Raw genomic sequence first — 22,941 nt, 5'->3', positions numbered from 1 at the left:
CCAGAAAAAAGGGCGACCTTGCACAGGTCGCCCTTTTTCCATGCGCGCGCGCCGCGCGCAACGATCAGAACTGCTCGGCGCTCAACGCATTCACCGGCGCACCGCCGCTGACCACGGCATCGCGCAAGGCCGATGCCTGCGACAGGATGTGTTCGGCAAAGAAATGCGCGGTCGCGATCTTGGCCTCGTGGAAAGCCGGGTCGTCGGCTCGCCTGGCGTCGGCCGCCAGCATGGCGCGGCCGAACTGCCAGCCGGAGAACACGATGCCGCACAGCTTCAGGTAAGGCACGCTGCCGGCAAAGACCGCGTTCGGGTCCGACTTGGCATTGGCGACGACGTATTCCACCACGGCTTCCAGCGCGGCGCGGCCCCTGGCCAGCTGCGCCTGCACCGCGGTGAACGCGGCGCCGCCATGCTGCCCCAGCGCGGCCTCGGTCCCGGCGATCTGGGCGCAGATCGCGCGCGCCACGGCACCGCCGTCGCGCACGGTCTTGCGGCCGACCAGGTCGTTGGCCTGGATCGCCGTGGTGCCTTCGTAGATCGGCAGGATGCGCGCGTCGCGGTAGTGCTGCGCCGCGCCGGTTTCCTCGATAAAGCCCATGCCGCCGTGCACCTGCACGCCCAGGCTGGTGACATCGATCGACAGCTCGGTGCTCCAGCCCTTCACCACCGGGACCATGAACTCGTAGAACGCCTGGCTCTGCCTGCGCACGGCCTCGTCGGGATGCTGGTGCGCCGCGTCGCTGGCGGCCGCGGCGACGTAGGCCACCGCGCGCGCGCCTTCGGTCAGCGCGCGCATGGTCATCAGCATGCGCTTGACGTCGGGATGGTGGATGATGGTCACCGCCTCGCGCGCCGAGCCGTCGACCGGGCGGCTCTGCACGCGCTCGCGCGCATACGCCACCGCCTGCTGGTAGGCGCGCTCGGACACCGCGATGCCCTGCATGCCGACCGAGAAGCGCGCCGAGTTCATCATGATGAACATGTACTCGAGACCGCGGTTCTCTTCGCCGACCAGCGTGCCGATCGCGCCGCCATGGTCGCCGAACTGCAGCACCGCGGTGGGGCTGGCCTTGATGCCCAGCTTGTGCTCGATCGAGACGCAATGCACGTCGTTGCGCGCGCCCGTGCTGCCATCGGCATTGACCAGGAACTTGGGCACGATGAACAGCGAGATGCCCTTCACGCCCTCGGGCGCGTTGGGCGTGCGCGCCAGCACGAGATGGACGATGTTCTGCGCCATGTCGTGCTCACCGTAGGTGATGAAGATCTTGGTGCCGAACAACTTGTAAGTGCCGTCGCCCTGCGGCTCGGCGCGGGTGCGCACCGCGGCCAGGTCCGAGCCCGCCTGCGGCTCGGTCAGGTTCATGGTGCCGGTCCACTCGCCCGAGATCAGCTTGGGCAGGAAGGTGGCCTTCTGCTCGTCCGTGCCGGCGGTCAGCAGCGCCTCGATGGCGCCGTCGGTCAGCAGCGGGCACAACGCGAACGACAGGTTCGCGGTATTCAGCATCTCGTTGCACGCCGTGGCGATCAGCTTGGGCAGGCCCTGGCCGCCGAATTCCTGCGGATGCAGCACGCCTTGCCAGCCGCCCTCGCCAAACTGGCGGAACGCTTCCTTGAAGCCGGGCGTGGTGGTGACCACGCCATCCTTCCAGCTGCTCGGCTCCAGGTCGCCGGCGCGGTTCAGCGGCGCGACCACCTGCTCGTTGAACTTGGCCGCCTCGTCGAGCACGGCCTCGGCCGTCTCGGGCGTCGCTTCCTCAAAGCCAGGCAACTGGCTGACGGCCTCGAGGCCGGCCAGTTCTTTCATGACGAACAGCATGTCCTTGATCGGCGCACGGTAGGTCATCGACGTCTCCCAACATGTATGAAAAAGCCGTTCGCGGGTTGCCCCCGGAACGGCTCGTTACTTGCTACCTGCGGCTACCCGTGCCGGCCGCCGCGCGGCCGGCGAGGCATCAGCCCAGTGCTGCCACCAGCTCCGGCACCACGGTGTTCAGGTCGCCCACCAGGCCATAGTCGGCCACCGAGAAGATCGGGGCCTCGGCATCCTTGTTGATCGCGACGATTACCTTGGAGTCCTTCATGCCGGCCAGGTGCTGGATCGCGCCCGAGATGCCGACGGCGATATACAGCTGCGGCGCGACGATCTTGCCGGTCTGGCCGACCTGGTAGTCGTTCGGCACGAAGCCGGCGTCCACGGCGGCGCGCGAGGCGCCCAGCGCGGCGTTCAGCTTGTCGGCCAGCGGCGTCAGCACCTTGGTGTAGTTCTCGCCCGAACCCACGCCACGGCCGCCCGAGACGATGATCTTGGCGGCGGTCAGTTCCGGGCGGTCGCTCTTGGCCACTTCGCGCGAAACGAATTGCGAAACGCCCGCGTCGGCCACGGCCGGCAGGGTCTCGACGGCGGCCGAGCCGCCTTCGGCGGCGGCGGCATCGAACGCCGTGCCGCGCACGGTGATCACCTTGATCTTGTCTTCCGACTTGACCGTGGCGATGGCGTTGCCGGCGTAGATCGGGCGCTCGAAGGTGTCAGGCGCGTCGACCTTGGAGATTTCCGAGATCTGGGCCACGTCCAGCTTGGCGGCCACGCGCGGCAGGATGTTCTTGCCGTACGGGGTGGCCGGGGCCAGGATGTGCGAGTAGTCGTTGGCAAGTGCCAGCGCCTGCTCGGCCACGTTCTCGGCCAGGCCGTCGCCGAAGTACGGGGCGTCGGCCAGCAGGACCTTGGTCACGCCGGCGATCTTGGCGGCGGCATCGGCCGCTGCCTTGGCGTTGGAACCGGCCACCAGCACGTGCACGTCGCCGCCGCATTGGGCTGCGGCGGTCACGGTGTTCAGCGTGGCGCCCTTGATCGATTGATTGTCGTGTTCAGCAATGACGAGTGCAGTCATGTTATTTCTCCCCCGCGCTCTCAGATAACCTTGGCTTCGTTCTTCAGCTTCTGCACCAGCGTCGCGACGTCCGGCACCATCACACCCGCGCTGCGCTTGGGCGGCTCGACCACCTTCAGGGTCGACAGGCGCGGCTTGACGTCGACGCCGAGGTCTTCCGGCTTGACGGTGTCGAGCTGCTTCTTCTTGGCCTTCATGATGTTCGGCAGCGTGACGTAGCGCGGCTCGTTCAGGCGCAGGTCGGTCGTGACCACGGCCGGCAGGCTCAGCGACAGCGTTTCCAGGCCGCCATCGACTTCACGCGTGACCGATGCCTTGCCATCGGCCACCACCACCTTCGAGGCGAACGTGGCTTGCGGCAGGCCGGCCAGCGCGGCCACCATCTGGCCGGTCTGGTTGGAGTCGTCGTCGATGGCCTGCTTGCCCAGGATCACCAGTTGCGGCTGTTCCTTGTCGATCAGCGCCTTCAGCAGCTTGGCCACGGCCAGCGGTTGCAGGTCTTCGTTCGATTCCACCAGGATGCCGCGGTCGGCACCGATGGCCATCGCGGTGCGCAGGGTTTCCTGGCACTGCGTGACACCGCACGAGACGGCGACCACTTCGGTGGCAACGCCGGCTTCCTTCAGGCGCACGGCCTCTTCCACGGCGATTTCGTCGAAGGGGTTCATGCTCATCTTCACGTTGGCCAGATCCACGCCCGAGCCGTCCGCCTTGACGCGGACCTTGACGTTGTAATCCACCACCCGCTTGACTGCGACGAGTACTTTCATGCGCTCACTCCACTGATAGCTGATAGTCAGAAATTTTGTTCGCTCGTCATTATAACCACCGGGTCGGCGGCTCTCCCATTTTTCGAACGATCGTACTATTTTATCGGCAAAATGATGCCGGGCATAGGCCCGGCACCTTGCTACCGGTCAGGCGATTGTGCCGCAAAGCCAGGGCGGCAGGCCTCGTCCGATTGGATGAAACCCTCGAGTGACGCCGGCTTACCAGGAACCTTACCAGGCGGTGATCACCGAGTCCTTGAAGGTCGATGTGACGTATTGCTTGATTTCCGGCGAATGGTAGGCCTTCACCAGCTTGGCCACCCAGGGCTTGCCCTTGTCGGCCTCGCGGATCGCGATCAGGTTGGCGTACGGTCCCTTGGGGCCTTCCATGGCGATCGCGTCCTTGGTCGGCGACAGGCCGGCGGATTCCGCGTAGTTGCCGTTGATCGCCGCCGCATCGAGGTCATCGAGCGAACGCGGCAGCTGCGCGGCGTCCAGTTCGACGATGCGCAGTTTCTTCGGGTTCTCGGCGATGTCCAGCGGCGTGGCCTTCAGGCCGGCGTTGGGCTTGAGCTTGATCACGCCCTTGCTCTGCAGCAGCAACAGGCCGCGGCCGCCGTTGGTGGGGTCGTTGGGCACGCCCACGCGCGCGCCCTGCTTGAGCTGGTCGAGCGACCTGAGCTTCTTCGAGTACACGCCCATCGGGAACGTCACCGTGTAGGCGATATGCGTGAACTTGTAGCCGCGGTCCTTGATCTGGGCTTCCAGGTACGGCAGGTGCTGGTAGCTGTTGGCATCGAGGTCGCCGGCGGCCAGCGCGGCGTTGGGCTGGACATAGTCGCTGAACTCGACCACCTGGATGTTCAGGCCGTCCTTGGCGGCGACCTTCTTCACCTGTTCCATGATCTGGGCGTGCGGGCCGCCGGTCACGCCGATCTTGATCGGCTTGTCCTGGGCGCTCGCGCCGGTGGCCAGCGCGGCGCCGAGCGCGGCGCCGAGCATCCATTGCAGCAGGTTGCGACGTTGCATGATGTGCCTTTCTATCTCAATGAAATTGGGGTTCAGCGGTGGCTGATGCGGCGGACCAGCCAGTCGCCGAAGCTCTGCACCGCCTGCACGAATACGATCAGGATCACCACCACCGCGACCATCACCTCGGTGATGTAGCGCTGGTAGCCATAGCGGATGCCCAGGTCGCCCAGGCCGCCGCCGCCGATCGCACCGGCCATGGCCGAGTAGCCGACCAGGCTGACGAAGGTGATGGTCAGGCCGGCGACGATGCCGGGCATGGCCTCGGGCAGCAGCACCTTCCACACGATCTGGCCGGTGGTCGCGCCCATCGACTGCGCCGCCTCGACCAGGCCCTTGTCGACCTCGCGCAGCGCGCTTTCCACCAGCCGCGCAATGAACGGGATCGCCGCGATGGTCAGCGGCACGATCGCCGCCGTGGTGCCGATCGACGAACCGACGATGAAGCGCGTGAACGGGATCACCACCACCAGCAGAATGATGAACGGGATCGAGCGCACCGCATTGACAACCACGCCGATGCTGCGGTTGAACAGCGGATGCGACAGCACGCCGCCGCGATTGGTCAGGTGCAGCAGCACCCCCAGCGGCACGCCCAGCAGCGCGCCGACCACGCCCGAGATCGCCACCATCAGCAGGGTCTCGTTGAACGAGGTCAGGAACAGGTCAAACATTTCAGACCACATGCTCGAACTCCTCCACCACGACGCCTTGCGCCTGCAGGTATTCCATCGCCGCCTTCACGTCGGCCAGTTCGCCCGTGGCCATGATCGCCAGCGAGCCGAAGGCCTGGCCCTGGATCTCGTCGATATGGCCGTGCAGGATATTGAAGTCCAGCCCGTAGCGGCGGATCGCCTGCGCCAGCACCGGCTGGTCGACGCCCTCGCCGGTAAAGGCGAGGCGGTAGACGTGGTCGCGCCCGTTGCCGAGCCGGCTCTCCACGCGCTTGAGCACGCTCGCCGGCAGTTCCTGCGAGATGACATCGCCGATCATGGCGCGCGTGACCTCGTGCTGCGGGCGCAGGAACACGTCGATCACGCGGCCGGTCTCGACCACCTCGCCGGCCTCGAGCACGGCGACGCGGTCGCAGACCTGCTTGATGACTTCCATCTGGTGCGTGATCATCACGATGGTCAGGCCCAGGTCGCGGTTGATCTGCTTGAGCAGCTCCAGGATGGAGCGGGTGGTTTCCGGGTCCAGCGCGGAAGTGGCCTCGTCCGACAGCAGCACCTTGGGCTTGCTCGCCAGCGCGCGCGCAATGCCCACGCGCTGCTTCTGCCCGCCGCTGATCTGCGCCGGGTAGCGGTCCTTCAGCGCCGACAGGCCGACCAGGTCCAGCAGCGGCAGCACGGTGGCGGCAATCTCCGCCCTGGGCTTGCCGGCGAGCTCCAGCGGCAGCGCCACGTTGTCATAGACGGTGCGCGACGACAGCAGGTTGAAGTGCTGGAAGATCATGCCGATGTCGCGGCGGGCCAGGCGCAGCGCGCCTGTGTCCAGCGCGGTCAGGTCCTGGCCGGCGACGATGACGCGGCCGCTGGTGGGCCGGTTCAGCAGGTTGATGGCGCGTACCAGCGTGCTCTTGCCCGCGCCGCTGCGCCCGATGATGCCGAACACTTCGCCGGCCGCAATCGACAGGCTGACGTCCCGCAATGCATGCACGTCGCCAGACGCGCCCGGGAAGCGCTGCGACAGTCCTTGCAGTTCGATCATGGAAAGGTGACCAAAAGAAAACGGCAACAGGCGAGGGATCTCCAGCGCTGTTGCCGCTCGTTATTTTTCTGAAGCGCGTATTTTATGCGATTCGCTTCATACCATAAACGACTTTTTACCGATGTCTTTATACGTTCCCGGCATATAAAGACCAATCAAGTCGATCAGCAGTCACGCCAGGACGGCGGCCGCTTGTCGATAAAGGCCAGCACCCCCTCCAGCGCCGCCTCGTCCATCATGTTGCAGGCCATGGTCTGGCCGGCAAGCTGGTAGGCCGCCTCGATGCCCATCTCGAGCTGGCGGTAGAACAGCCCCTTGCCGGCGGCGACGGCGGCGGCCGGCTTGGCGCAGATGCTGGCGGCCAGCCGCGCCACCTCGGCGTCCAGCTCGGCGGCCGGCACCACCCGGTTGACCAGGCCGCGCTCGCGGGCGCTGGCGGCGTCGATCATGTCGCCGGTCAGCAGCATCTCCATCGCCTGCTTGCGGTGCAGGTTGCGCGACAGCGCCACCCCCGGCGTCGAACAGAACAGCCCCAGGTTGACGCCGGACACCGCGAACCGCGCATCGTCCGCCGCCACCGCCAGGTCGCACATCGCCACCAGCTGGCAGCCGGCAGCGGTGGCAATGCCCTGCACGCGCGCGATCACCGGCTGCGGCATGCGCTGGATCGCCATCATCATGCGCGTGCAGCGGTCGAACAGGCGCCGGTAGTAGTCGTGCGACGGCGCCGCGCGCATCTCGCGCAGGTCGTGTCCGGCGCAGAAGGCCTTGCCGGCGCCGGCCAGCACCACCACGCGCACGCTGTCGTCGGCGGCCAGCCGGCGCAGCGCCTCGGTCAGCGCATCGAGCAGCCCTTCGGACAAGGCGTTGAACGCCTGCGGCCGGTTCATGGTCAGGCGCGCCACGCCGGCGGCATCGCGCGATTCGGTCAGCAGCGGCGCGTCGACGCGCGCATCGTTCTCGGCCATGGCGGCGGTCTCCTAATGTTCGAGCAGCACCTTCAGGTGCGCCAGCACGCTGCGGCCCAGCGCGCTGAGGTTGTAGCCGCCCTCGAGGCAGCTGACGATGCGGCCCTGCGCATGCGTGCGCGCGACGTCGACCAGCTGGCCGGTGATCCAGGCGTAGTCCTGTTCCACCAGGCCCATCTGGCCCAGGTCGTCCTCGCGGTGCGCGTCGAAGCCGGCCGAGATGAACAGCATCTGCGGACGGAATTCATTGAGGCGCGGCAGCCAGATGGTCTCGACCACCTCGCGCACCGCCATGCCGTTGCTGTAGGCCGGCAGCGGGATGTTGACCATGTTCGGGGCCAGGTGCTCGGTGCCGCTGTAGGGATAGAACGGGTGCTGGAAGATGCTGCACATCATCACGCGCTCGTCGCCGCGGAACGCCGCCTCGGTGCCGTTGCCGTGGTGCACGTCGAAGTCGATGATCGCCACGCGCTCGAGCCCGTGCGCCTGCAAGGCGTGGCGCGCGGCGATGGCCACGTTGTTGTAGAAGCAGAAGCCCATGGCGCGGCCCGGTTCGGCGTGGTGGCCGGGCGGGCGCACGCAGCAGAACGCGTTCTCGAACTCGCCGGCGATGACCGCATCGGTGGCCGCCACCGCCGCGCCCGCGGCCAGCGTCGCGGCGGCGAGCGTGTGCGCGTTCATCGAGGTGTCCGGGTCGATCGCGTGGTAGCCGCTCGACGGGCTGGCGCTTTCCAGCGCGTCAACGTGCTCGGGCCGGTGCACGCGCTCGAGCTGCTCGCGCGTGGCGGGCGGCGCCTCGCGGCGCTCGAGCAGCCCGTCCAGGCCGTGCGAAATCAGGTGGTCCTCGATCGCCTGCAGGCGCTCCGGGCATTCCGGATGGAAGTGCCCCATCTCGTGCCGCTGGAACTCGGGGTGCGTGTAATAGCCGGTCGGCATCTCTTATCGTCGCAATGGGTCGCAATGCGTCGCCATGTTGTCTCCAAACGTTACGTTAGCACACGGCAGGCCCGGCCACCCAGCGGCGCTGGCGCGCCAGGCAGAGCCCGCGCCGGTGCGGATGCCGCGGTGGCATCCGCTATACTCGGTGCGACTTGCAAAGGACACCATGACCGACACCCAGCGCTCTCTGCGACGCCCCCTGCTGGGCGCCGCGCTTTCCGCTGCCGCACTCGGACTCTGCGGCCTCTCCCCGAGCCTGCTCGCCGCCGGCAAGCGCCGCGTCAGCGTGCGCGAGGAAGAAATCGAACCCGGCCGCTACCGCGACAACCCGCAAGCGCGTGCCTTTATCGACGAGATGGTGGCCCGCCACGGCTTCGACCGCGGCCTGCTGCAGGACTGGTTCGGGCAGGCGGTCTATTCGGCCACGGTGGTGCGGCTGATCATGCCGCCCGCCACCACCGGCCGCAAAAGCTGGCGCACCTACCGCTCGCGCTTCATCGAGCCGATCCGCATCAACGCGGGCGTGCGCTTCTGGCAGGACAACCGCGACACGCTGCGCCGCGCCGAGGCCGAATTCGGCGTGCCGGCCTCGGTCATCGTCGGCATCATCGGCGTGGAAACCATCTACGGCCGCGACATGGGCTCGTTCCGCGTGCTCGACTCGCTGTCGACGCTGGCGTTCGACTACCCGGCCACGCCCAACCGCGAAGCCCGCAGCACGCTGTTCCGCAACCAGCTGGCCGACTACCTGCTGTGGTGCCGCGACACCCGCACCGATGTCTACTCGGTGCTGGGCTCGTATGCCGGCGCCATCGGCATTCCGCAGTTCATGCCGACCAGCCTGCGCGAATACGCCATCGACTACGACAACAACGGCCACATCGACCTGCGCAACAGCCCCACCGATGCCATCGGCAGCGTGGCGCGCTTCCTCCAGCTGCACGGCTGGGAGCCGGGCCGCCCGGTGGTGTGGCGCATCGCCCCCGACGCCGGCAGCCTGGGCGTCGCTACCGCGGCCGCCGACGGCGAGCCGTGGCCGACCCGCACGCTCAATCAGCTGACCCGCGCCGGCATGCGCGTGGACGAGCCCATCAACCTGGCGCGCGAAGGCGAAACCGGCGTGCTGGTGGTGGACCTGCCGACGCCCGACCAGCCCACCGAGTACCTGCTGGGCCTGCGCAACTTCTACGTGCTGACGCGGTATAACCGCAGCTTCTTCTATGCGCTGGCGGTGTACCAGCTCGGGGAGGCGGTGAAAGCGGCGATGGCGTGAGGCCGACGAACTGCCGAGCCTTCAACGACCGCTTGTGTGCTCCCTCTCCCGCTGGCGGGAGAGGGTTGGGGTGAGGGCTGGCGTGCCAGCGAAGTCAGGCCCGTGGTATGCGAGCGCCTGCCCTCACCCCCTGCCCCTCGCCAGCCCGCCAGCGGGAGAGGGGAGCAAACCCCCAGCGTACTAGCCGCCTCGGCTCAATCAGGCCGGAAACACCCCAGTCGACAGATACCGATCCCCACGATCGCACACCACAAACACGATCGTGGCGTTCTCCACTTCCTCCGCAATCCGCAGCGCGACGCAAAGCGCGCCCGCGGCCGAAATCCCGCAGAAGATGCCTTCTTCGCTCGCCATGCGGCGCGCCATGTGCTCGGCATCGCCCTGGCTTACCGGCTCGGTGCGGTCGATAAACTTGGGATCGTAGATCTTGGGCAGATAGGCTTCCGGCCACTTGCGGATGCCCGGGATGCGCGAGCCTTCGGCCGGCTGCGCGCCGACGATCTGGATCCCGGGATTCTGCTCCTTCAGGTAGCGCGACACGCCGGTGATGGTGCCGGTGGTGCCCATCGCCGACACGAAGTGGGTGATGCGTCCGTTGGTATCGCGCCAGATCTCGGGGCCGGTACCCTCGTAGTGCGCCTGCGGGTTGTCCGGGTTGGCGAACTGGTCGAGGATCACGCCCTTGCCGTCGCGCTCCATCGCATCGGCCAGGTCACGCGCATACTCCATGCCGCCCTTGACCGGGGTCAGGATGATCTCGGCGCCGTAGGCCGCCATGCTCTGGCGGCGCTCGAGGCTCAGGTCCTCGGGCATGATCAGCACCATCTTGTAGCCGCGGATCGCGGCTGCCATCGCCAGCGCGATGCCGGTATTGCCCGACGTCGCCTCGATCAGGGTATCGCCCGGCTTGATGCGTCCGCGCGCTTCGGCCCGGGCGATCATCGACACCGCCGGACGGTCCTTGACGGAACCGGCCGGATTGTTGCCTTCGAGCTTGCCGAGGATCACATTGCCGCGCGCGTCGTTGGCGGCGCCGGGGATGCGCTGCAGTCTGACCAGCGGCGTATTGCCGATGGTGTCTTCAATTGTCTTGTAGGCCATGGGGCGAAGGAGGGTCAAAACGGGGGATGCCGGGGGATGCGAATTCGCCGGCCATTGTAATCCAGACCCTATCCCCGCGCCGGCAGGCGGGATTTGCGCCGCCTGCCTGAATTCGCCGACGCTCAGCCTTCCTCGCGGTTGCCTTCGCCCAGCAGGTGGTACAGCAGGATGCAGCCGAAGGTGGCGGTGCCGATACCACCCAGCGTCATGCCGCCCAGCTTCAGCGTCAGGTCGCCGGCCGCCACCGTCAGCGTGGCGCCGACCGTGATCAGGTTGCGCGAGCTGGAGAAGTCCACATGGTTCTGCACCCAGATCCGGCCCGCCGTGGCCGCGATCAGGCCGAACACGACGATGGTCAGCCCGCCGATCACCGGCCCCGGGATGGTCAGGATCAAGGCGCCGAACTTGGGCGAGAAGCCCAGCAGGATGGCCACCGCGGCCGCCACCACGAAGATCAGCGTCGAATAGATCTTGGTCACCGCCATCACCCCCATGTTCTCGGCATAGGTGGTCACGCCGGTGCCGCCGCCGCTGGCAGACAGCATGGTGGCGATGCCGTCGCCGATAAAGGCGCGGCCGATGTAGGGATCGAGGTTGCGGCCGGTCATCACGCCGATGGCCTTGATATGGCCGAGGTTCTCGGCCACCAGCACGATCGCCACCGGCGCGATCAGCAGCATGGCGTTGAGTTCGAACGTCGGCGCGGTGAACGCCGGCAGGCCGAACCAGCTGGCGGCGCCCACGCCGGAAAAATCGATCGGCTTGCCCAGGCCCATCACATTGGTGCCCAGGTAGTAGGCCAGATAGCCGGCCAGCCCGCCGATCAGCACCGGCAGCCGTCCGATCATGCCGGGCGCGCGGACCGCGACCAGCCCCACCGCGACCACGGTCAGCAGCCCCACCCAGGTATCCAGCGCCGCGCCGCTGACCGCCTTGACCGCCACCGGCGCCAGGTTCAGCCCGATCGCCGCGACGATGGCGCCGGTCACCACCGGTGGCATCAGCTTTTCGACCCAGGCGTAGCCCACCGCCTGCACCACCAGGCCGATCACGGTGTACAGCGCGCCGGCGGCGATGATGCCGCCCAGCGCCACCGGGATATTCAGGTTGGGGCCGCTGCCGGCATAGCCGGTGGCGGCGATCACCACGGCAATGAAGGCGAAGCTGGAGCCCAGGTAGCTGGGCACCCGGCCGCGCACGCACAGGAAGAAGATCAGCGTGCCGATGCCGGAAAACAGGATGGCGATATTCGGGTTGAAGCCCATCAGGATCGGCGCGATGGCGGTCGAGCCGAACATCGCCACCACGTGCTGGATGCCGGCCAGCAGTGTCTGCCCCGCGGGCAGACGCTCGTCCGGGCCGATCACGCCCTGGGTCTTGAGCCGCCATTGCGGCAGGAATCCCGCGTCCTCGCCATTCGCCATATTGTCTTGCTCCCTGTGGTCCGGGCTGGCCGCCGGATTGGCGGCCGCCGCGCTTGTGCCTGGTTGTTAGGTTGTGGAATGCCGGTGGGCAGCCGCGCGGCAGGACCTGCCGGCGCGGCGTCCGCATGATACTCCGCCGCCACGGGGCTGCGAAGCTGGCAACCTTTAGCACAACGCGTACCAGCCACGACGCACCCGGCCGCGGCATGACCGGGCACAGGGCAGCGCTGCCGGGCTAGCGGGCGGGCTTTGCCGCCTTTGCGGGCGCAGGCGTGGCAGGCGGCGCAGCGGATGGCGCGGCGGCGGCCGCGCCCTTGCCGGCGATGGTCAGGCCGGCGTCCTGCAGCTTGGCCACGGACTTCGGCCCGATGCCGCTGACGCGTTCGGCCAGGTCGGCGGCGTCCTTGTACGGTCCGCGCTTGTTGCGCTCTTCGACGATGTGGCGGGCCGTGGCCGGTCCCACGCCCTTGACCGCGGTCAGCGCCGCCTCGTCAGCGGTGTTGACGTCGACGGCGGCACGCGCGGTGCCGCCGGCAAGCAGGCAGAGGGTTGCCGCGAGGGAGATCAGGGAAAAACGCCGGGCAAGTTGCCGGATCCAGTGCATGGCCATGAAGGCTCTCCTTTCCTGTGGATGGTCTGAGGTACCACCCCCGCCGGGCGGCGAGGTCAGGTCAGGATAGGGGCGCGCCGCGACGGCGGCGCATGCGGCAACAAAAGTTGACACCGGCCGCACGAAAGCGTGTCAGCCGGTGCAAGGGGGACAATGCAGGGACTCAGCCGTTGCGCTCGAGCAGCCAGCGGCAGTAGCGCGCCACGCCTTCCTCCACCGTCAGGAAGCGCTCGCCGTAGCCGGCGCCACGCAGCTTCGACACATCGGACTGCGTGAAGCACTGGTACTTGCCGCGCAGTGCGTCGGGAAACTTGACGTACTCGACCAGCCCTTCCTGCACCAGGTCGTCCAGCGACAGCGGCGGCTTGCCTTCGGCCTCGCGCAGCGTGTTGACCACGGTGGCGGCGATGTCGTTGAACGGCTGGGCGCGGCCGGTGCCGAGGTTGAAGATGCCGGACTTCTCCGGATGGTCGAAGAAGAACAGGTTGACCTTGACCACGTCCTCGACCGAGATGAAATCGCGGCTCTGCATGCCCGGGCCATAGCCGCCGTATTCGCCGAACAGCTTCACCGTGCCGTCGGCGCGGAACTGGTTGAAGTTGTGGAACGCCACCGACGCCATGCGGCCCTTGTGGGTTTCGCGCGGACCGTACACGTTGAAGTAGCGGAAGCCGACGATCTGCGACAGCGCCGACGGCAGCCGGCGCCGCACGATCTGGTCGAACAGGAACTTGGAGTAGCCGTACACGTTCAGCGGACGCTCGAACTCGCGGTCTTCGCGGAACACCTGCGAGGCGCCGTAGGTCGCCGCCGACGACGCATAGAGAAACTGCGCGCCCTGCTCCAGGCAGCTCTCCATCAGCGACAGCGTGTAGCGGTAGTTGTTCTCCATCATATAGCGGCCGTCGGTCTCCATGGTGTCGGAGCACGCGCCCTCATGGAACACCGCGCGGACCTTGCCGAACTCGCCGCGGGCAAAGCGCGCGAGGAAGTCCTGCTTGTCCAGGTAATCGGAGATCTCGCAGTCGACCAGGTTGTGGAACTTGTCGGCGCGGGTCAGGTTGTCGACGGCGATGACTTGGGTCTCGCCGCGGTCGTTCAGGCCCTTGACGAGATTGCTGCCGATAAAGCCCGCGGCACCGGTGACGATGATGGTCATGGTCGGATCAAAAGAGAGCGCCGCGCCTCAGGCAGCGGCGCCGAACAATTCGGGATAAGTGACGACGGCGGTGCCCAGCTTGCCGACCACGATGCCGCCGGCGCGATTGGCATGCTGCACGGCTTCCTTGAGCGGCACGCCGGCGCCCATCATGGTGGCGAGCGTGGCGATCACGGTGTCGCCCGCACCGGATACATCATAGACCTCGCGCGCCTGGGCGGAGACGTGCAGCACTTCGGCTTCGGTATAGAGCGTCATGCCCTCTTCCGAGCGCGTCAGCAGCAGCGCTTCGAGCTGCAGCGCGCGGCGCAGGTTCTGCGCGCGGATGGTCAGGTCGGCCTCGGTCTTCCAGGCCCCGACCACGGCGCGCATCTCGGCGCGGTTGGGGGTGATCAGCGTGGCGCCGCGGTAGCGCGAGTAGTCGTCGCCCTTGGGGTCGACCAGCACCTTGCGGCCGGCCGCGCGGCCGGCGTCGATCATGCGCGTGACATGGGTCAGCCCGCCCTTGCCGTAGTCGGACAGCACCAGCACCTGGTAATCGTTGATCAGGCCCTGGAAGCGGTCCTGTACCGCGAGCAGCACTTCGTGCGCCGGCGTGTTTTCGAAATCCACGCGCAGCAGCTGCTGCTGGTGCGCCACCACGCGCAGCTTGATGGTGGTGTTGATCTTGGCATCGCGGTGCAGGTAGGGCTCCACATGGCTCTCGGCCAGCAGTGCCTCGAGCGTGCGCGCCGGCTCGTCGTCGCCGACCACGCCCAGCATGCCCACGCGCGCGCCCAGCGCAGCGGCGTTGCGCGCCACGTTGGCGGCGCCGCCCAGGCGCTCGTCGCTGCGCTTGACCTGCACCACCGGCACCGGCGCCTCGGGCGAAATGCGCTCGACGTCGCCGAACCAATACCGGTCCAGCATCATGTCGCCGACCACCAGGATATGGGACTGCCGGATCTGCTCCTGCGGAATGACGGTCTTGTTCATGAAGATCCTTGGCAAGATCGCGGCGGCAGCGGCCGCCGCGTTAGCTTATCGGTTGATGAGTCCGTTGACCCGCCGGCGCCTTATTCGTTCGCGGCCGGCGCCGCCTTGCGGGTCGGGCGGCCGATGGCGTGGTATTCCACGCCGGTCTCGCGCATCGCCTCGGGCTCGTACAGATTGCGTCCATCGAAGATCACCGGCGACTTCAGCCGCCGCTTGATCTGCGCAAAATCGGGGCTGCGGAACACCTTCCATTCGGTCACGATCGCCAGCGCGTCGGCGCCGTCGAGCGCGTCCATCTGGTGCTGGTGGAAGCTTACGCGCGCGGCGCCGCCCGGCACGTCGGCCAGGTCGGCCTCCAGCGCGCGGCGGGCCTCGGCCATCGACACCGGGTCATGCACGCGCAGCGACGCCCCGCGCGAGACCAGCTCGCGCGCCAGCACGCGCGACGGCGCCTCGCGCATGTCATCGGTATTGGGCTTGAACGCCAGGCCCCATACCGCAAAGACGCGGCCGCTCAGGTCGTCGCCGAAGCGGCGCACGATCTTTTCGCCGAGCACGCGCTTCTGCGCACCATTGACGGCCTCGACCGCCTCCAGCACGCGCATCGGCTTGCCATGGTCGGCGGCGGTGCGCATCAGCGCCTGCACGTCCTTGGGAAAGCAAGATCCGCCATAGCCCGCGCCGGCATACAGGAAACTGTAGCCGATGCGCGGGTCCGAGCCGATGCCCATGCGCACCAGTTCGATATCGGCGCCGACTTCGTCGGCCAGGTTGGCCAGCTCGTTCATGAACGAGATCCGCGTGGCCAGCATCGAATTTGCCGCGTACTTGGTGAACTCGGCCGAGCGCACGTCCATGTAGAAGGTGCGCTCATGATGGCGGTTGAACGGCGCGTACAGCTGCCGCATGGTGGCCTGCGCGTGGCGGCCGGCGGCGTCGGCATTGCAGCCCAGCACGATGCGGTCGGGGCGCATGAAGTCTTCGACCGCGGCCCCCTCCTTCAGGAATTCGGGGTTCGACACCACCGAGAACTGCAGGTCTTCCAGCCCGCGCGCGGCCAGTTCCTCGCGAATCACCGCGGTGACGCGGTCGCCGGTGCCCACCGGCACGGTCGACTTGTCGACCACCACCTTGAAGCCGGTCATGTGGCGGCCGATATTGCGCGCCGCCGCCAGCACGTACTTCAGGTCGGCCGAGCCGTCCTCGTCCGGCGGCGTGCCCACGGCGATGAACTGCACGTCGGCATGTTCGACGCTGGCCGCCACGTCGGTGGAAAAGGTCAGGCGGCCGGCCTCGCGGTTGCGCTGGATCAGCTCCTGCAGGCCGGGCTCGTAGATCGGCACGCCGCCCGCGTTGAGCAGCGCGATCTTCTGCTCGTCCAGGTCCAGGCAGAACACGTCGTTGCCCTGCTCCGCCAGGCAGGCGCCGGTGACGAGACCCACGTAACCGCTGCCGATAATGGTGACTTTCATAGCTTCAATTCACATCCGTTGCAGGGCCAGCGAACTCAGCCGAGCGTTTCGGAACGCCGCGGGGCATAGGTTTCCCAGCGGTTGCAACCCGGGCACTGCCAATAGAACAGCCGGGCGCGGAAACCGCATTCGCGGCAGGTATAGCGCGCCAGGTTGCGCGTGCGCAGTTGCAGCAGGTCGCGGATGGCGGTGGTTTCCTTGGCCTCGTCGCCGTTTTCCGCGCCTTCGGCCTGCGCCGCATCGGCCTCGATCACCGCGGCCTGCGCGGCGGGCGCGGCGGCAGCGACTGCCGCCTGCGCCTCGAAGTACTTGGTCAGCGCCAGCAGCGTGGGCTGGCGGCGCAGCTGCTCGCGCATCAGGCGCGCCGCGGCCTCGGGACCATTCACTTCCAGTTCGGCCTTGTACGCGGTGTCGAGCACCTCGGGCGCGAGCTTGCCCTTGAGCAGGCCGCGCAGCCATTCCAGCGCCACGCCCTGCTCGTCCAGCGCGGCATAGGCCTTGACCACGCGCTCGGCCACCAGCGGCAGGAAGGACGCGTCCTGCTGTTCGATGCCGAGCCAGTGGCCCAGCGCCGCGCGCGCATCGCCCGCCGCCGCGGCGACGTCGCCCAGCAGGATCGGCGCGCGCACGTTGGCGGGATTCTCGGCGACGGCCTGGTTCAGCCATTTCACCGCGTCTTCGGGGCGCTTGCGCTGCAGCGCGTCCTGCGCCAGCTCGCAGCAGAACTGCGCGATCTGCAGGCTGTAGCTCTTCTGCTCCAGCGTCTGCAGTTCACGCGCGGCATCGATCGCCTTCTGCCACTCCTTTTCCACTTCATAGAGCTCGAGCAGCACGCGCTTGGCCGAAGCCGCGTAGGGCCCGGACATCAGCCGGCGCAGCGACTCCTCGGCACGGTCCAGCAGGCCGGCGCGCAGGTAGTCCTCGCCCAGTTCAAACAGCGCATGCTCGCGCTCGGGCTCGGGCAAATCGGGGCGCGTGGCCAGGTTCTGGTGCACGCGGATGGCGCGCTCGGTTTCGCCGCGGCGCCGGAACAGCGCGCCCAGCGCAAAGTGCAGTTCGGTGGTTTCCGGGTCCAGCCGGGCGACCTCGACAAAGGCGTCGATGGCCTTGTCGGGCTGCTCGTTGAGCAGGAAATTGAGTCCCTTGAAGTAGGAGCGCGGCAAGGCGCCCTGCTCGCTGATCAACTGGCGCACGTCGAAGCGCGCCGCCATCCAGCCAAGGCCAAAGACAAGTGGCAGCGCCAACAGCCACCAGGTTTCGAACATCATGGATCAGACTTTCGGGCCGACTACGTTATAGGGAGACTTGGCATCGCGCGGCACGGGGACGGCGGTGGCCGATGCCGTCGATGGGGCCGCCGTCGAGGCCGCCGCTGTGGCCGCTGAGTTCGCTGAGGCCCGCGCATCCGCGGCCGTGCGGCGCAGCTTCGCCAGTTCCATGCGCTGGCGCATCATTCCCGGCGCCACCGAGGCCAGCGCCGCCACCGCACCCAGCACGAACGCGGCAAACAGGATCAGGATCAGCGGCGCGTGCCAGACGGCATTGAAGAACAGCTGCAGCGAGGCTTCTGCGGTATTGCGCAGTGCCAGCACGAACAGCAGCACGAATACGACGATGCGAACGATCCAGGCAAACAGTTTCATGCGGGTAAGCGGCGAGGCAGCGTGGCGTTGGGGCCGGCAGGCACAGAGACAGCGGCTGGCAGCACGCCCTGTGCGAGGCCCGGCAAAGACCCCGGCATTGTAACGGAATCACTTCACGGATTCGGTAACGTGGCGGTAACGGCGTACCGGCTGACGCGCCGCGGGCGTCGCGAGCCAGGCTTGCAGACGATGCCGCGTGCTGCCGCAGTTCGCACGGACGAAAAAAAAAGCGCCCCAAGGGGCGCTTTCTTTGACAATACAGCGACAGGCAGCAAGCCAGGTGGCCGTCAGGAGCGAATGAAATCCAGTCCGCTCTCATGCAGACCCGCCGGCGCGGCGGGTGCCGCGCCCTGCCCTGCCTTGCCCGGCAGGGCTTGCGCCGTGCCGCCGGAATGGCCGTTGCCATTGGCGCCCGCAGGCGCCGGCTGGCTGCGGTCAACCCGTTCGCGCAGTTCCTTGCCCGCCTTGAAGTGCGGCACCCGTTTTTCGGGCACCAGCACTCTTTCGCCGGACTTGGGATTGCGCCCCACGCGAGGCGGACGCTTGTTCAGACCAAAACTGCCGAATCCGCGGATCTCGATGCGGTGGCCGTCGGCCAACGCTTCGGACATCGCGTCGAGTATCGTTTTCACCGAGATGTCCGCATCCCGCAGCAGCAGCTGGGGGAAGCGGGCAGCCAGTTTTTCGACAAGCTCCGACTTGGTCATGGGCATACGCGCAAGCGCGGGGGCCTGCGATTACTGGTTGTCCTGGCCGAGCTTGGCCTTCAGCAGGGCGCCGAGGTTGGTCGTGCCAGCCGTGCCGGTGTCGGCCTGGAACTTCTGCATCGCTTCCTGCTGCTCTGCGCTGTCCTTGGCCTTGATCGACAGGTTGATGTTGCGCGACTTGCGGTCGACGTTCACCACCAGGGCGGTGATCTGCTCGCCTTCCTTCAGCACGTTGCGGGCGTCTTCCACGCGGTCAGCGGAGATTTCCGAAGCACGCAGGTAGCCTTCCACGTCGTCGGCCAGCTGGACCACGGCACCCTTGGCGTCAACGGCCTTGATGGTGCCCTGAACCAGCGAACCCTTGTCGTTGGCCGAGATGAAGTTGTTGAACGGATCGCCCGACAGCTGCTTGATGCCCAGCGAGATGCGTTCCTTGTCGACGTCGATGCCCAGCACCACGGCTTCGACTTCGTCGCCCTTCTTGTACTTGCGCACGGCCTCTTCGCCGGACTCTTGCCAGGACAGGTCGGACAGGTGCACCAGGCCGTCGATGCCGCCCGGCAGGCCGATGAACACGCCGAAATCGGTGATCGACTTGATCTGGCCGCTCAGCTTGTCGCCCTTCTTGTGGTTACGCGAGAAATCGTCCCACGGGTTGGCCTTGCACTGCTTCATGCCCAGGCTGATACGACGCTTGTCTTCGTCGATATCCAGCACCATGACTTCGACTTCGTCGCCCAGCTGGACAACCTTGGACGGGGCAACGTTCTTGTTGGTCCAGTCCATTTCCGACACGTGCACCAGGCCTTCGATGCCGGCTTCGATCTCGACGAACGCGCCGTAGTCGGTCAGGTTGGTCACCTTGCCGAACAGGCGGGTGCCTTGCGGGTAGCGGCGCGAGATGCCGACCCACGGATCTTCGCCCAGCTGCTTCACGCCCAGCGAGACGCGGTTCTTTTCCTGGTCGAACTTGAGGATCTTGGCGGTGATTTCCTGGCCAACCGACAGCACTTCGCTGGGGTGGCGGACACGGCGCCAGGCCAGGTCGGTGATGTGCAGCAGGCCGTCGATGCCGCCCAGGTCAACGAACGCGCCGTAGTCGGTGATGTTCTTGACGATACCGTTGACGATGGCGCCTTCCTTCAGGGTTTCCATCAGCTTCTGGCGCTCTTCGCCCAGCGTGGCTTCGACCACGGCGCGGCGCGACAGCACAACGTTGTTGCGCTTGCGGTCCAGCTTGATGACCTTGAATTCCAGGGTCTTGCCTTCGTACGGGGTGGTGTCCTTGATCGGGCGCACGTCAACCAGCGAGCCCGGCAGGAACGCGCGGATGCCGTTGACCATCACCGTCAGGCCGCCCTTGACCTTGCCGGTCACGGTACCCGAGATGATCTCGCCGTCTTCCAGCGCCTTCTCGAGGTTCAGCCACGATGCCAGGCGCTTGGCCTTGTCGCGCGAGAGGATGGTGTCGCCATAGCCGTTCTCGAGTGCATCGATGGCCACGGAGACGTAGTCGCCGGCCTGCACTTCGAGTTCGCCCTGGTCGTTCAGGAACTCCTCCACCGGCACGAATGCCTCGGACTTGAGGCCGGCGTTGACGACCACGAAATTGTGGTCGATGCGCACGACTTCAGCGGAGATCACTTCGCCAGCCTTCATATTGGAGCGGGCGACGGATTCCTCGAACAGTGCGGCAAAGGATTCGTTAGTTTGCAGGTCGGACATAAACGTAAGGTGAAATCCGCAATACGCTGGCCGGCGCGACGATCGCGCTCAGTCTGCCAGGGCAGCGGGGTCAGGTTTGACAAAAGCCAGTTCCGGCATTGGGCCGGGCTGACGCCATCGGGTACGGAAGGGGCGCGCCGCTTCTACGGATGCGCCCGTGCACGTCATGCATCGGGCCGCACAGCGGCAAACCACTCCAGCACCTGCGCCACTGCCTGATCCACCGTCATGTCGGAGGTATCGAGCAGCTTTGCATCCTCGGCGGGACGCAGCGGCGCGGCGGCACGGGTGCGATCCCGCGCGTCGCGCGCCTCGAGGTCACGCAAAAGGTCTTCGATATTAGCAGAAATTCCCTTATCAATCAATTGTTTATAGCGCCTGCGCGCGCGCGCCTCGACACTGGCCGTCAGGAACACCTTGAGCTGGGCATCCGGGAAGATCACGGTGCCCATGTCGCGGCCGTCCGCCACCAGCCCCGGCAGCTTGCGGAAGCTGCGCTGCAGCTGGGTCAGCGCGTCGCGCACCGGCTGGTGCACGGCGATGGCCGAGGCGCGGTTGCCGATCGCCTCGGCCCGGATCGCCAGGCTCACCTCCTCGCCCTGCAGCCAGACCCGGTCGGGGCCGAACTTCACGTCCAGGCGCGAAGCGATCCGCGCCAAGGTATCCAGGTCGGCCAGGTCAACACCCGCGCGGTCGCTGGCCAGCGCTACCAGCCGGTACAGCGCGCCGCTGTCGAGCAGGTGGAAGCCCACCGCGTCGGCAACCTTGTGCGCAACCGTGCCCTTGCCGGAGGCAGTCGGTCCGTCAATGGTGATGACGTTGACGATAGTCATTGCTTATGGCACCTAGTGAAACGATTGATTGTTAATTCTATTGAGAATCATTATCATTTGATTCATGGCATCGCGCCGCGGCAGGCGCGGCGCATTCCTCAGTATTGGTCGCGAGGCAATCTACCATGGCAAAAACCCTGACGTTCGGCATCATGCACCTCGGCATCGCGTTCAGCGTGACCTATGCGCTGACCGGCAGCCTGGCCGTGAGCGGTGCCGTCACCTTTATCGAGCCGGCCATCAATACCGTGGCCCACTACTTCTTCGACCGGTACTGGGACAAGCGCGAGCGCCGCCACGCGCCGGCCAGCGGCGACAGCACCGCAGATCCCGCCCGCCCGGGCGCCGGCGCCGGCCTGGTCAGCGCGTGACGCCCGCAAACACGCTGAAGTAATCCGGGAAGGTCTTCGCCACGCAGCCCGGATCGTTGATCCGGACCGGCAACGGCCCGAACGCCGCCAGCGAGAAACACATCGCCATGCGATGGTCATCATAGGTGCCAATGCCGTCTGCCGGGGTCTGCCACGGCTGCGGCGGCGTTACCCGCAGGTAGTCAGCGCCCTCTTCCACCACCGCACCCAGCTTGCGCAATTCCGTTGCCATCGCCGCGATGCGGTCGGTTTCCTTGACGCGCCAGCTGGCGATATTGGTCAGCGTGGTGGTGCCTTCGGCAAACAGCGCCGCCACCGCCAGCGTCATGGCCGCATCGGGGATATGGTTGCAGTCCAGCTCGATGCCGTGCAGGCGCCCGTCGTCGCGTTCGGTGCCGCGCACTTCGATCCAGTTGTCGCCCGCCATCACATTGGCGCCCATGCGGTTGAGCGCGTCGGCAAAGCGGACATCTCCCTGGATGCTGGCCATGCCGACACCCTCGACCCGCACCGGGCCGCCGCCGATCGCACCCGCTGCGAGGAAATACGACGCGGACGAAGCATCGCCCTCCACGAAGATCTCGCCCGGCGACTGGTAGGCGGCGCCGGCTGGCAGCACGAAGCGCTCCCAGCCCTGCCGCTCCACCTGGATGCCGAAGCGCGCCAGCAGGTTCAGCGTGATCTCGATATACGGCTTCGAGATCAGCTCGCCCACCACCTCGATCTCGATGCGGCCACTGTCGCTTTGCGCCAGCGGCAGGCTCATCAGCAGCGCGGTCAGGAACTGGCTCGAGACATCGCCGCGCACGCGGATCGGCGCCTCGATGCGCAGGCTGGCGGGCCGGATATGCAGCGGCGGGAAGCCTTCGTTGCCAAGGTAGTCGATCACCGCGCCGACCTGGCGCAGGCCATCGACGAGGTCGCCGATCGGCCGCTCATGCATGCGCGGCACGCCGGACAGCTTGTAGCTGCCGCCTTGCAGCGCCAGCGCGGCGGTCAGCGGACGGATCGCGGTGCCGGCATTGCCCATGAACAGCTCGGCGGACTTGTGCGGGAAATTGCCGCCGGCGCCGGTGACGATATAGTCCGCTCCCTCCTGACGCCACGCCACGCCCAGCGTGCGCAGCGCCTGCAGCATGACGCGCGTGTCGTCGGAATCGAGCAGGTCGCGCACGCGGGTCTCGCCGTCGGCCAGCGCTGCCAGCAGCAGTACGCGGTTGGAGATGCTCTTCGAGCCCGGCAGCCGGACGGTGCCGTTGGCGCGGGTCAGGGGGCCTAGCGTCAGGTGTTCCATGGGTGTCGTGGGCGCCGGGGCGCCGCGGTCAGGCGATTGGCGGA

At 67.0% G+C, this 22,941-nt stretch carries 22 protein-coding genes; 2 read left to right on the top strand and 20 right to left on the bottom strand.

Features of this window, described 5'->3' with window-relative positions; genetic code table 11:
• Positions 1 to 64 precede the first annotated feature (64 nt).
• From CBM2594_RS05230 to CBM2594_RS05195, 8 genes are all read right to left on the bottom strand, one after another.
• On the bottom strand, positions 65 to 1,849 hold the full coding sequence (locus CBM2594_RS05230) for an acyl-CoA dehydrogenase (RefSeq protein ID WP_116355916.1): 1,785 nt from the start codon (positions 1,847 to 1,849) through the stop codon (positions 65 to 67).
• A 109-nt stretch (positions 1,850 to 1,958) separates the two neighbouring features.
• Complete coding sequence (locus CBM2594_RS05225) at positions 1,959 to 2,894, bottom strand: electron transfer flavoprotein subunit alpha/FixB family protein (RefSeq protein ID WP_116355915.1); 936 nt, start codon at positions 2,892 to 2,894, stop codon at positions 1,959 to 1,961.
• A gap of 20 nt (positions 2,895 to 2,914) precedes the next feature.
• The gene (locus CBM2594_RS05220; protein WP_116355914.1) at positions 2,915 to 3,664 is read right to left on the bottom strand and encodes an electron transfer flavoprotein subunit beta/FixA family protein; all 750 of its coding nucleotides are present in this window, start codon (positions 3,662 to 3,664) and stop codon (positions 2,915 to 2,917) included.
• Between the two features lie 231 nt (positions 3,665 to 3,895).
• Positions 3,896 to 4,693 (bottom strand): MetQ/NlpA family ABC transporter substrate-binding protein, encoded by a 798-nt coding sequence (locus tag CBM2594_RS05215; protein ID WP_116355913.1) that lies wholly within the window; start codon positions 4,691 to 4,693, stop codon positions 3,896 to 3,898.
• Between the two features lie 32 nt (positions 4,694 to 4,725).
• Entirely contained in the window at positions 4,726 to 5,379 is a 654-nt protein-coding gene (locus tag CBM2594_RS05210) for a methionine ABC transporter permease (protein WP_116355912.1), read from the bottom strand.
• The gene (locus CBM2594_RS05205) at positions 5,369 to 6,403 is read right to left on the bottom strand and encodes a methionine ABC transporter ATP-binding protein (RefSeq protein WP_116355911.1); all 1,035 of its coding nucleotides are present in this window, start codon (positions 6,401 to 6,403) and stop codon (positions 5,369 to 5,371) included. Before CBM2594_RS05205 ends, CBM2594_RS05210 begins: the two co-directional genes overlap by 11 nt.
• 164 nt (positions 6,404 to 6,567) lie before the next feature.
• The gene (locus tag CBM2594_RS05200; protein WP_116355910.1) at positions 6,568 to 7,371 is read right to left on the bottom strand and encodes an enoyl-CoA hydratase; all 804 of its coding nucleotides are present in this window, start codon (positions 7,369 to 7,371) and stop codon (positions 6,568 to 6,570) included.
• A gap of 12 nt (positions 7,372 to 7,383) precedes the next feature.
• The gene (locus CBM2594_RS05195) at positions 7,384 to 8,307 is read right to left on the bottom strand and encodes a histone deacetylase family protein (protein WP_111518926.1); all 924 of its coding nucleotides are present in this window, start codon (positions 8,305 to 8,307) and stop codon (positions 7,384 to 7,386) included.
• Between the two features lie 169 nt (positions 8,308 to 8,476).
• On the opposite strand from CBM2594_RS05195, the gene mltB reads away from it, so the two are divergent.
• A complete protein-coding gene (gene mltB / locus CBM2594_RS05190; RefSeq protein ID WP_116355909.1) occupies positions 8,477 to 9,583 on the top strand; it encodes a lytic murein transglycosylase B in 1,107 nt (368 codons plus the stop codon).
• Between the two features lie 198 nt (positions 9,584 to 9,781).
• On the opposite strand, the gene cysM is transcribed toward mltB, so the two are convergent.
• From cysM to cmk, 11 genes are all read right to left on the bottom strand, one after another.
• Positions 9,782 to 10,684 (bottom strand): cysteine synthase CysM, encoded by a 903-nt coding sequence (gene cysM, locus CBM2594_RS05185; protein WP_116355908.1) that lies wholly within the window; start codon positions 10,682 to 10,684, stop codon positions 9,782 to 9,784.
• A gap of 122 nt (positions 10,685 to 10,806) precedes the next feature.
• On the bottom strand, positions 10,807 to 12,108 hold the full coding sequence (locus tag CBM2594_RS05180) for a solute carrier family 23 protein (RefSeq protein ID WP_116355907.1): 1,302 nt from the start codon (positions 12,106 to 12,108) through the stop codon (positions 10,807 to 10,809).
• 235 nt (positions 12,109 to 12,343) lie between these two features.
• Entirely contained in the window at positions 12,344 to 12,718 is a 375-nt protein-coding gene (locus CBM2594_RS05175) for a ComEA family DNA-binding protein (RefSeq protein ID WP_116355906.1), read from the bottom strand.
• A 163-nt stretch (positions 12,719 to 12,881) separates the two neighbouring features.
• Positions 12,882 to 13,877, bottom strand: a complete 996-nt coding sequence (rfaD, locus tag CBM2594_RS05170; protein WP_116355905.1) for an ADP-glyceromanno-heptose 6-epimerase — start codon at positions 13,875 to 13,877, stop codon at positions 12,882 to 12,884.
• 27 nt (positions 13,878 to 13,904) lie between these two features.
• Positions 13,905 to 14,852 carry a D-glycero-beta-D-manno-heptose-7-phosphate kinase gene (rfaE1, locus tag CBM2594_RS05165; protein WP_116355904.1) on the bottom strand — a complete coding sequence of 316 codons (948 nt, stop codon included), beginning with the start codon at positions 14,850 to 14,852 and terminating at the stop codon, positions 13,905 to 13,907.
• 80 nt (positions 14,853 to 14,932) lie between these two features.
• Positions 14,933 to 16,324 carry a UDP-glucose dehydrogenase family protein gene (locus CBM2594_RS05160; RefSeq protein ID WP_116355903.1) on the bottom strand — a complete coding sequence of 464 codons (1,392 nt, stop codon included), beginning with the start codon at positions 16,322 to 16,324 and terminating at the stop codon, positions 14,933 to 14,935.
• 35 nt (positions 16,325 to 16,359) lie between these two features.
• Positions 16,360 to 17,592 carry a lipopolysaccharide assembly protein LapB gene (lapB, locus tag CBM2594_RS05155; RefSeq protein ID WP_116355902.1) on the bottom strand — a complete coding sequence of 411 codons (1,233 nt, stop codon included), beginning with the start codon at positions 17,590 to 17,592 and terminating at the stop codon, positions 16,360 to 16,362.
• Between the two features lie 3 nt (positions 17,593 to 17,595).
• Complete coding sequence (locus CBM2594_RS05150) at positions 17,596 to 17,967, bottom strand: LapA family protein (RefSeq protein WP_116355901.1); 372 nt, start codon at positions 17,965 to 17,967, stop codon at positions 17,596 to 17,598.
• Positions 17,968 to 18,254: 287 nt separating this feature from the next.
• A complete protein-coding gene (locus CBM2594_RS05145) occupies positions 18,255 to 18,674 on the bottom strand; it encodes an integration host factor subunit beta (RefSeq protein ID WP_116357695.1) in 420 nt (139 codons plus the stop codon).
• Positions 18,675 to 18,704: 30 nt separating this feature from the next.
• Positions 18,705 to 20,399, bottom strand: coding sequence for a 30S ribosomal protein S1 (gene rpsA / locus CBM2594_RS05140; protein WP_116355900.1), 1,695 nt, complete (start codon positions 20,397 to 20,399; stop codon positions 18,705 to 18,707).
• Positions 20,400 to 20,563: 164 nt separating this feature from the next.
• Positions 20,564 to 21,232 carry a (d)CMP kinase gene (gene cmk, locus CBM2594_RS05135; protein WP_116355899.1) on the bottom strand — a complete coding sequence of 223 codons (669 nt, stop codon included), beginning with the start codon at positions 21,230 to 21,232 and terminating at the stop codon, positions 20,564 to 20,566.
• Between the two features lie 125 nt (positions 21,233 to 21,357).
• Here cmk and CBM2594_RS05130 point away from each other — a divergent pair, with 125 nt between their 5' ends.
• On the top strand, positions 21,358 to 21,603 hold the full coding sequence (locus CBM2594_RS05130; protein WP_116355898.1) for a DUF2061 domain-containing protein: 246 nt from the start codon (positions 21,358 to 21,360) through the stop codon (positions 21,601 to 21,603).
• Here the strand turns inward: CBM2594_RS05130 and aroA are convergent.
• A complete protein-coding gene (gene aroA, locus CBM2594_RS05125; protein ID WP_116355897.1) occupies positions 21,593 to 22,897 on the bottom strand; it encodes a 3-phosphoshikimate 1-carboxyvinyltransferase in 1,305 nt (434 codons plus the stop codon). The two genes, CBM2594_RS05130 and aroA, sit on opposite strands and share 11 nt — an antisense overlap.
• Positions 22,898 to 22,941 lie beyond the last annotated feature (44 nt).

Origin of the sequence: Cupriavidus taiwanensis (genome assembly GCF_900249755.1) — a bacterium.
In the GTDB taxonomy this organism is placed as follows: Bacteria; Pseudomonadota; Gammaproteobacteria; order Burkholderiales; family Burkholderiaceae; genus Cupriavidus; species Cupriavidus taiwanensis_D.
This window is presented reverse-complemented; position numbering and strand designations above follow the sequence as displayed.